Raw genomic sequence first — 9874 nt, 5'->3', positions numbered from 1 at the left:
TCGGCCTTTGCGATTACGCTTCCGTACGCCGCTCTCAAGCTGAAGTTTTTGCCACTGGGGTAGAAAAGCCTGACAAAAGTCATCGACATGGCAAAATAAGTCCACTAATTTGTGCATAGCTGGTTCCTTGTGATAAGTCTCTCTTGGTCGAAAGATCTGATCGCAGAACCAGCTTTTAGTTCCCTTCTTTTTTTATCCCGAGTTCAGGTTGGTTAGCTAAGTGTGTGTCCTTTTGACATAGCTACCGGAGGAAATAAGATTGCCACGCAAAACCCTCTTCACGTTATCTGAACGTGAAACATTAACGGCATTTCCTCAAGAGCATCATGATCTTGTCCGACACTACCTATTTAACGATGCCGACCTTGCCCTTATTAACCAAAGAAGAGGGAAACACAATAGAGTTGGGTTTGCTATTCAGCTTTGCTACTTGCGATATCCCGGAAAACCCATACCTCCAGATGAAGAACCTCCGGCCCACCTGCTGTCTTTCGTAAGTGAACAACTCGGTGTATCGGTAACACATTGGAAGAGGTATGCGATAAGAAAGACGACCCGCAGGGAACATCTCACTGAGCTGATGAACTGGTTGGGGTTGGCCTCTTTTACCCTGTCCCATTTTCGTTTGTCCGTACAATATTTACTAAAGACTTCAATCCAAACCGAATCAGGCATGGTGCTTGCCAGAACGTTGTTGGATTATCTACGCACCCAAAAGATAGTTATTCCTGGCATGGACGTATTGGAAAGGATAAGCGCGGAAGCGATCACTCTCGGAACGAAGAGAGTATATCGTGCACTGACATCGGAATTGTCTGAAGGTCAAAAAGAGCAGTTGGATCGACTTCTACTGATGCGGAACCAGCAAAGCCAGACGTTTATTAACTGGTTACGGCAACCACATGGTTTTCCCAATGCTAAGCACGTTCTAAAACATATAGAGAGAATTGAATATATTCAGGCACTATCTCTACCTGATGGTCTGGAAAAAATGGTTCATCAAAATAGGCTCAGAAAAATTGCCCGTGAAGGTGGTCAAATGACACCACAACATCTCAGGGATTTTGAACCGTTAAGACGACACGCAACACTGGCGGCAGTGGTACTTGATACAAGAGCCACTTTGATTGATGAACTCATAGATATGCATGACCGAATCATGGCTAGCAAAGAGAATGTTGCCAGACGAAAACATGCCGAACAGTTTCAAAGCTCAGGCAAGCAAATTAATGAGCAACTAAAAGTACTGTCACAGGCCGGACGCCTTATTCAGAAGGCCAGAGAGTCAAAAAGTGATCCATTTTATGCTATTGAAACCTCCATTGGCTGGCAGGTCTTTCTTGATAGTATTAAAAGCGCAGAGCAACTTAGCCAACCAGAGTTTGATCACCTTACGCCCATTATTGATGCGTATCCTCAGTTACGCCGTTACACTCCGGCGTTTCTTGATGCACTGGAATTAAAGGCGGCTCCAGTCAGCCAGTCTCTGCTTGATGCGGTTAATGTCCTTCGTAAACTGAACCTGACCAAAGCGCGTAAGTTACCCGAAGACGTACCAACTGACTTTATTCGAAAACGATGGGTCTCCCTTGTCTTTACTGAGGAAGGAATAAATAAAAAGTATTATGAGCTTTGTGTCCTTTCAGAACTGAAAAATGCGCTGCGTTCGGGGGATATATGGGTTCGTCATTCCCGACAGTTTATGGACTTTGAAGATTACCTGCTTCCACTTGACAAATATCGCGCACTATTTAGCCAACAAGAGTTAGGACTGGATATTGAAACTGACGGTGAATTATTTATTGAACAGAAAAAGAACCAGTTAGTCACCGTATTGAAACGAGTCGAACTCCATGCTGCTGAGAACAACCTTCCCGGTACGATTGTGACTGCCAGCGGAATGCGCATTACACCGTTGACGAACTCTGTTCCAGATGAGGCTGAGAAGTTGATCAGGAAGGTATCAGCACTTATACCTAAAGTGAAAATAACCGAACTTCTGCTGTAGGTAGACAGATGGACAGATTTCTCACGCCATTTTACTCATTTGAAAGGGGGACAACCCGCATCTAACCGAGTAATGTTAATGACCGCTGTTCTTGCAGACGGAATCAACTTAGGTCTGACAAAAATGGCATCATCCTGCCCTGGTACTTCCTACGCTAAATTCTCTTGGTTACAGGCCTGGCATGTTCGAGACGATACTTACAGTAAAGCATTGGCTGAGCTGACAAATGCACAGCATCAACACCATTTTTCTCAATGGTGGGGGGATGGCACGACATCCTCTTCGGATGGGCAGCGATTTAATGCGGGAGGTTGGGGAGAATCCAAGGGACACTTTAATGCTAAATATGGATCAGAGCCGGGAAGCATTTTTTATACTCACATTTCAGATCACTATGCGCCGTTTCATACCCGGATTATCAACTCCCCTGCGAGAGATGCCACCTATGTACTGGATGGCCTTCTTAACCATGAATCTGAACTCAACATTGAAGAACATTATACGGATACCGCCGGATTCACTGATCATGTATTTGCACTCATGCCGATATTGGGATTCAAATTTGCTCCACGAATACGTGATCTTTCAGATAAGCGTCTGTATATAGCCGGTAACAAATCGGATTATCCGACATTAGGAGGGCTAATTGGCGGGGATGTGAACTTTGATTATATCGCCTTGCATTGGGACGATATTCTCAGATTATCAGCTTCAATCAGAAAAGGTGTAGTCACTGCTTCTCTAATGCTGAGAAAACTCGGTAGCTATCCACGTCAAAACGGATTGGCACTGGCATTGCGGGAGTTAGGGCGGATAGAACGCACTCTATTTACTCTGGAGTGGATGCAAGACATTAATCTTAGACGTCGAGTTCAGGCTGGTCTTAATAAAGGTGAAGCGAAAAATGCTCTTTCTCGGGCAGTTTTCTTTAACCGATTGGGGGAATTAAGAGACCGGAGCTTTGAAAACCAACGTTACCGCGCCAGTGGGCTTAATCTGGTTGTTGCTGCAATTATTTTATGGAATACAGAATACATCAGTCAGGCAGTAGAAACACTCCGCAACCGTGGGGAAATCATCGATGATACATTGCTTAGCCACTTATCTCCTTTAGGGTGGGAACATATAAATTTGACGGGAGATTACATATGGCCAGATCTGAAAAATTAATCGGTTAAAGTCATAATGTTATGCTCTTAACGTACAATATTTTCCGAATCGTCGTGTGACCCCAAGAGCGCCCCGTGGGTTTATGGGGCGTTTACGTCGCAAACTCGACTATCACGTTCAATGTCGTGCATTTGTTCGAATTGCAGTTTCTGTTGAGAAATCAGTGTAATTTTCATGGTTCGTAGCATGATCCTGATTCTATCGAAAATCAAGCATCTTCAATGATCACGGAGATATATGAATCGAATGCACAACAGCAGCAGTAATAGTAATAATACTGTCAAACTACCACCAGATGCCTTTCTATTGTTATGCTGTGTTTTTGGTATTTCTTCTGAATAATTAATATTCATATCGACTGTACCAACCGCACCATCTAATTGGACGGTAAACGTTAATGTGTGTGCAATGCGATGCCAACTCGGAATTTGTAAATCAATACGGACGCCATTGTTATCAGTAATGTTAATCGTTAATTTCTTAGATGAGATGCTAACGACCTGAAGTGATTCACAATCAGTCACAGCGATATAATCACAAAGGTCAATATCTACAGAGAAATTCAGAGGAATATTGTCAGGATTATAAGTAACAACATAGTCAAAAGGATCGATATTTAAGCTAGGAATAGAACTGTAAACGTAACTTGGATCGTCAATATAATTATCATTGTTATTATCTCCATCGTGTAGCCCACCATCTTTTATAGTCATTTCAATACAATAACCACCGACTGCAATCTCTTCTTGATAAAGAGAAGAATGAGGAGGTGGACAATTGCCAAGTTCCCCTATTGCGTACTTAAGATTACTGCCATCTTCGCTTTCGTCAAAGTCAAACCAGCCTTCTTGGTTCGTATATTTACGTAAAATGCTGCCTGACGACAACGGTTCTAATAGCGGAATAACTACAATACTGCTTTGTGAGTTTTGATTACGAACCGTAAAGTTGAACACATTTTCGGATGAATAATCAGGGTTAGTTGAGTCATCAGGAATAATACCAGACAGGGTGCTTGCTGTAACATAAGGTGAGCTTGCGTCAACTTTTTGAGATAGTTGACCGAGTATGAGGCAATCACCTGGTGTTGATTCAAAGATCAAATTTAAACTGGTATTAACAGCATTGCTTTGTAGTTCACAATCATCAATAGGATCGAGATAATTAGGTATCATATCATTATCGAAATCGGCAAACCCTTCTTCGGCATCAGTTAGACCATCGTTATCAGTGTCCATGTCTAGGCTTAGCTCGACTTCTTCGACTATCCGTAGCGATGTTCTGCCGACGATAGGTTGTTGTTCTAAGCCTAACGGGTATGCGGTAAATGTAAAGTCGTAACGACCTGTCTCTTTAAGCTCTGGCAAGATGAGAGGTTCATAATTGCTCGTCTGTCCCGCACTTTCATCTGAGATATTTGGCCCACTATAGTACCAATCGATGATCACGCTATTATCATCATCTAATGGTACATTGCTGTTAATGATGATATTTAAGTCAGATAGTGAAGCCGGAGTGGCTATAGATACAATATTATTATCTGCGTTATAAAAATTAGCATTTAGCGTTATTGGCTGCTTATCCTCAGATATAGTAAGGACTGTGTCTGATAATGGTCCGGTATGAACATTATTAGCAAAACTAAGGTGTAACGTTTCTTCACCTTCGTTAAGATCGTCTTGATAAATATCTATTTCAAGAATACCTTCTGTTCCCGATGTGATAACGACGTCATTGGTATTTAAAAGTGATAGAGAATGATCGTTATTATCACTCGTACTGTCGGTGCTAACTATAACGGGTATCGTAACCGGATAGCTTGGAGCTGGACCACTGAGTTTGATTCTAATCTGAGCAGTTGTGCCTTCATAGGCAGTAGGCGTCGGAATAAATTCTGCGTAAGGGGTAATATTAACTTTCTGACTAACGATTTGAGTTGTGTTCCTTGCTGCGTCAATAGCCTCCCAGTAAATCACATGAGAACCAGAACGAAGCAACAGTGTACCATCAAATAATGAAACAGGAATCGGAACACCGTTAATGTCAGTTGCTTTTGGAGAGAATATTTCCAAACGAGTAAATACCCCGGTTGCTTTTAAATCGACACTAGAGATCTCTTCAAACTGTGGTTTTTCTGTCTGAAGGCTATCTGATTCTAACTTTATGAGTCCTTTATTGCTTGAACCATGTTGATCAGCAATTATGTACTCAATATACCACGAGGCGGGTAAATCACTTGGTAAAGTATATTGTATTTTATTATCCACTATTGTGATGTTACCAAATTTACTTTTAGCACTGACAAGCGTGATTTGATCGCCTTCATCGCTGTCGTAATCATTATCAAGTGGTGAAAGTGTAATTGTTGTTGATGGTTCAACTTGAACACTATCATCAAGCGCAATAGGGGCATGATTTTTGTTAATCACAGGCGGTAAAGGCTCTCCTGTGAATATCTGGCTCATATAGTATCGGTCACTGTAGAGCACTCTATATATCGAAGGATCTATCACGCTAGTTTGTATTGCTTTGACTTGGACCCAATTAAGTGAGGTTACATTTGTTACTAAATCTTGGAGTGACGAATAGATTTGATTAGGATCGCTTGCGTCAAAATATTGAAGTTCAAGTGTAAATAGTCCAGAATCTTGTCCATTATTTTCAAGTGGTGATGAGCTAATAAGTGCGGTGTGAGAACTTCGAACTACAGGCTTATTAGGGGCCAGTACGAGTTTACTATACCAAGATTCCATTGACGCTTTGTTCGTATCGGATTGGACAGGTGCCTCACTCAATGCATATTGACTAACCAAGCTACCACCATCTTGGTAGACGAGATGTAATAACACATATTTATTACTTACAGCGCTGTCTGTAGAAACCCAGCGATTTGAATTGTGTATGTCATTAGGATCATCTAATACGTACCATGTTTTGCTAACCACATAGTCACTCGATGACAATAGCTCACCACCTTGAGAAAAAGTAATATCTGCCATTAGAGGCGTATCAAGGTAAATAGGGGTTGGCATTTCGATATGCAGTTTAAGTTTATCCAGTTGATTGTTTTGTGGTGATACGAAATCGGATAATACTTGTCGTGCGACGCGAGTTTGAGCATCACTGTTTAGCGTCGCTTCAGCGCCTACGTAGTAATTAAGATCATCAGCTGTGATGTTATATTGGGCTTGGTTCGCACCATTAATAGGTTGTGCTAACGCCCATTTACCCGGCTTAGGCAAGCGATACCACTGATAAGATACCTGTTCAGAATTATCAACAGAACGGTGTGCTACCTTAAGTTGAGTTGCCACCGTGGGTTTGATCGCATAAGGCAGAATAGAGAGCGCCCATGGTGATTGCGTAGCATCTATTTGAATGACATTCGAGAAAAGATCTGGTGTTAATTCACCAAAATCATCTTGTCGATTAACGCTCATACGTATGTATTGGTCGTCATTTAGAACAGTGTAGTACGCATTGATTTCCCCACTGATATTTTCCCATGAAATACCATCGCTACTGTGTTGCCATTGGTAATTGATTACCGGAGGTAACAGATCAAATGAGAGTTGGCTACCGACCAATTGCGCATGAAGCGTTTGATCTGTTGTTGCTGTAGTTGCGCCTCCTTGGATTAAAACAGTATCAAAGTAACGCGCTCTATCCATGTTATTGGCATGCTCTTCGGTTGCTTGTTGGTCATTGATACCAGACCATACCGCGGTAATACTACTAAATAAGCGAGCGCCATTATCTAGCGTAATTTGTAATTGATGAGTAAAGTCTGTGTCATCTTCATTGAGCGTATAACTTGAGGCTACAGCGCTATTAATAGCGATACCATTGCTCTGCCATGAACCATTAACAGGAATACGATACCATTGATAAGCACTTACGTTACTGAATGTCTGTGCTAGATAATTCTCTAACCATTGTTTCGATGTCTTGCTGATCTCATAACTGTTATCTTCGGGAGTGAAGTGAATCGCTAATGTTTCGGTTGGTAGTGTATTTGGATTGTTGATAATGGTATCCGACGATTCTGAATAATTAGGACTGAGGTCGTCTGTGCCTTCGCTTAATATAAGTTGCAAGCGAAGTTTTTTGCCGACATCTTCAGCTCTAACTTGATAGGTGGCCATGTTAGCCATATCAATATCAGCCCAAGACTCACCATCGACACTTGATTGCCACTGATAATTTGCTGTTATCAAACTTTGAGCATTAAGCTGTGCCAGATCACTTTCTGTTAACGAAACAAGCATACCGGTTGAAAGGGTTGTCTCAGATAAAGTAAGCGATAATTTATTGGACAACTCAATCAATGTATTTGATTGTGGTGCAATAGTGACGTTACTTGTATCAATCGTACGTTGAATAAGCAGCACATCATTATTGTAATATCTTATAGTAATGCGCAACGACGAACCTAACTCATCGCTAGATGGAATATAACGTTCACCTTGTGTAAGGTCTGTGACAGTGCCATTAAGTGCTACTCTTTGCCAAATAATTTGACGTTCTGTAAACATTGCTGGCGGTTCAGATGAGAGCAAACTTGATTTTAAACTGATAGCCACGTCTACTTGAGGTTGAGCAATATCTGCGATAGAAATATCATAATTAATGACGCTATTTTGTACTTTAGGCGTGGCCGCTGAGTTACTCTCATGTATCTGATTATTATCTTTATTGGTGGCCTTTATGCTCAGGCGGTAACGATGCCCTACAGTAAGACCGGAAGTAAGGTTTTGGTAACGTTGACTCTCACTCCCTAAATTTCTCCAACCACTATCATCATTAAATTGCCACTGATACGTAACCGAAACAGGGTAGTTTTGCATAAGTGCCTCAACATCGCTAACGACTACGGCTTGGTTGCTGAGCGAAATGGTATCGTTTGGAGTCAAAGGTTGGTCAAACGAAAGGTGAGGAATAATATTGCGAATAAACAAAGCCGGTTCTGGGTTGTAGTCAAAGCTTGCTTGTAATGTTCGAGTATCATCAGTGTTTGTTTGAGAGATCTGTTTTGCCTCTACCTTAACTAAGTTGGTATTTGGATAAGAAATTAACAAATCAGATAAATTGTTTCTTGCGTCACTTGGGGCTTTATCTGAGTAGAATATGTAATCTACTGTGTAGCTGTCACCAAGATTTGGAGCCAGCGTTTCTTGATTATCCTTAGCTGAAAGGAAGGCTGTTGATGTGGTATCGACTGGATCTCGTGGAGACATATCAATAGTACTAAACCACTTTGAGAAGGTCGTTGGTGTTGTCTCACTGCTTACCATTGTGTTACTTAACACAACTAAAGATAGTGGTTTGGTTAAGCTGTCTTCAGTATATTTTATTGATAATAAAATATATTTTCCACTAGCTGTGCTGGTTAAGGTCGTGCTCTGCATAGCTTGCCAATTTGACGATATATCTTTGTCACTCAATGAAGAAACCAAATACCACTCAGCAGTGATGTTGCCTGAAGGAGCGGCGACAAGCTCTCCGTTTTTATACAATTGCACGTCATATTCTAAATGGCTATCTTGATATAGCGTCGATGGAGACAGTGTTGCTGATAGGTAATAGCTATCAGAACTGTTACTGTTGCTTGCTTTGACTGGACTTGTGATACTCATTTGTGCACTGACTTGATCTCTAGCAGTATTAGAGATCGTGGCGGTGACAGCAATAAAGTAACCAATATCGTCTTCGGAGAGAATGTAATCTGCCGTCGTAGCATTAGAAATAGCTACAGCATTGCTTGTATCAGCAGTACTCATTCTATACCACTGATAGGTGACTGTCTCATCCAAAACGACATCTCGGTGACTAGCCGTAATTGGCTGCCCAACAATATATTCACTTGTTTGAGTCAAATTGACTTGCCATGGTGTGAGTGGATTGTTGTTGCTGTCGACGCTGCGTGCTGGCGCGATCAGCTGTGGCAATGGATTACCATTGTTATCTTGGCTATCGACCAGTACACGAATATCCATGCCTTGATCATTACTTACTAGCGTATAGCTTGGATTATCCGAGCCAATATTGTTCCAATCTCCTACCGTACCGGTAAGACGATTTTGCCAAATGTAACTAAGGTTTGTAGGTCGTTGATCTTTTTGTAAACTACTACCATAAAGTTCAGCAGTAATCGTATTGGTACTATTGAGAGGCGTGTTACCGCCGACAATCTTCACGCTGTCAAAGAAACGATTGGCTTGATTGACTTCAGATGGGTCCTTACCATCATTTCGCCATGCCTCTGTTCGTTCAGAATAAATATCCACGCCGTTATCGAGTGTCACGACCAGTTGATGCTCAAAATTCAGATCACTAGCAGGAGCGAGGGTGTAGTTAGCGTTGGTTGCTGCATTAATGGCTTCGCCGTTGTTTATTAAATCCCCACCGGCAGGCAGGCGATACCATTGATAGCTTTGAATCGATAAGCTGTTACTTAAAAGGTATTTATCGAGCCATAATACTGAGCGTTCTGATAAGTGATAACTTGTTGAGTTCGGATCATAATCAAGTACCAAGGTTTCTAGTGCGGTAGCGGTATTAGTTTTGACTTTATTTGTTTGGTTACTGAAACGTGGATTAAGTACCGCAGGGCCATCATTTAACGTTATTTGTAAACGTAAATAGTGGGCATTATCTGCACTCGTTGTGATATGACTTGCTCCATTAGCTGCGCCG

Annotated in this window: 1 protein-coding gene and 2 pseudogenes; 1 reads left to right on the top strand and 2 read right to left on the bottom strand. The window is 41.6% G+C overall.

Annotated features, from left to right (window positions below; genetic code table 11):
• A pseudogene (locus tag VTH8203_RS25720) lies at window positions 1-117 on the bottom strand (IS982 family transposase); the annotation flags it as partial.
• Window positions 118-259: 142 nt separating this feature from the next.
• Between VTH8203_RS25720 and VTH8203_RS15520 the strand changes: the two are divergent.
• A pseudogene (locus VTH8203_RS15520) lies at window positions 260-3178 on the top strand (Tn3 family transposase).
• Between the two features lie 218 nt (window positions 3179-3396).
• Here the strand turns inward: VTH8203_RS15520 and VTH8203_RS15515 are convergent.
• The coding region (locus tag VTH8203_RS15515) for a DUF8696 domain-containing protein (RefSeq protein ID WP_158296157.1) at window positions 3397-9874 on the bottom strand (6478 nt) is incomplete at its 5' end.

Origin of the sequence: Vibrio thalassae, from assembly GCF_900089835.1 — a bacterium.
Taxonomy (GTDB): Bacteria; Pseudomonadota; Gammaproteobacteria; order Enterobacterales; family Vibrionaceae; genus Vibrio; species Vibrio thalassae.
This window is presented reverse-complemented; position numbering and strand designations above follow the sequence as displayed.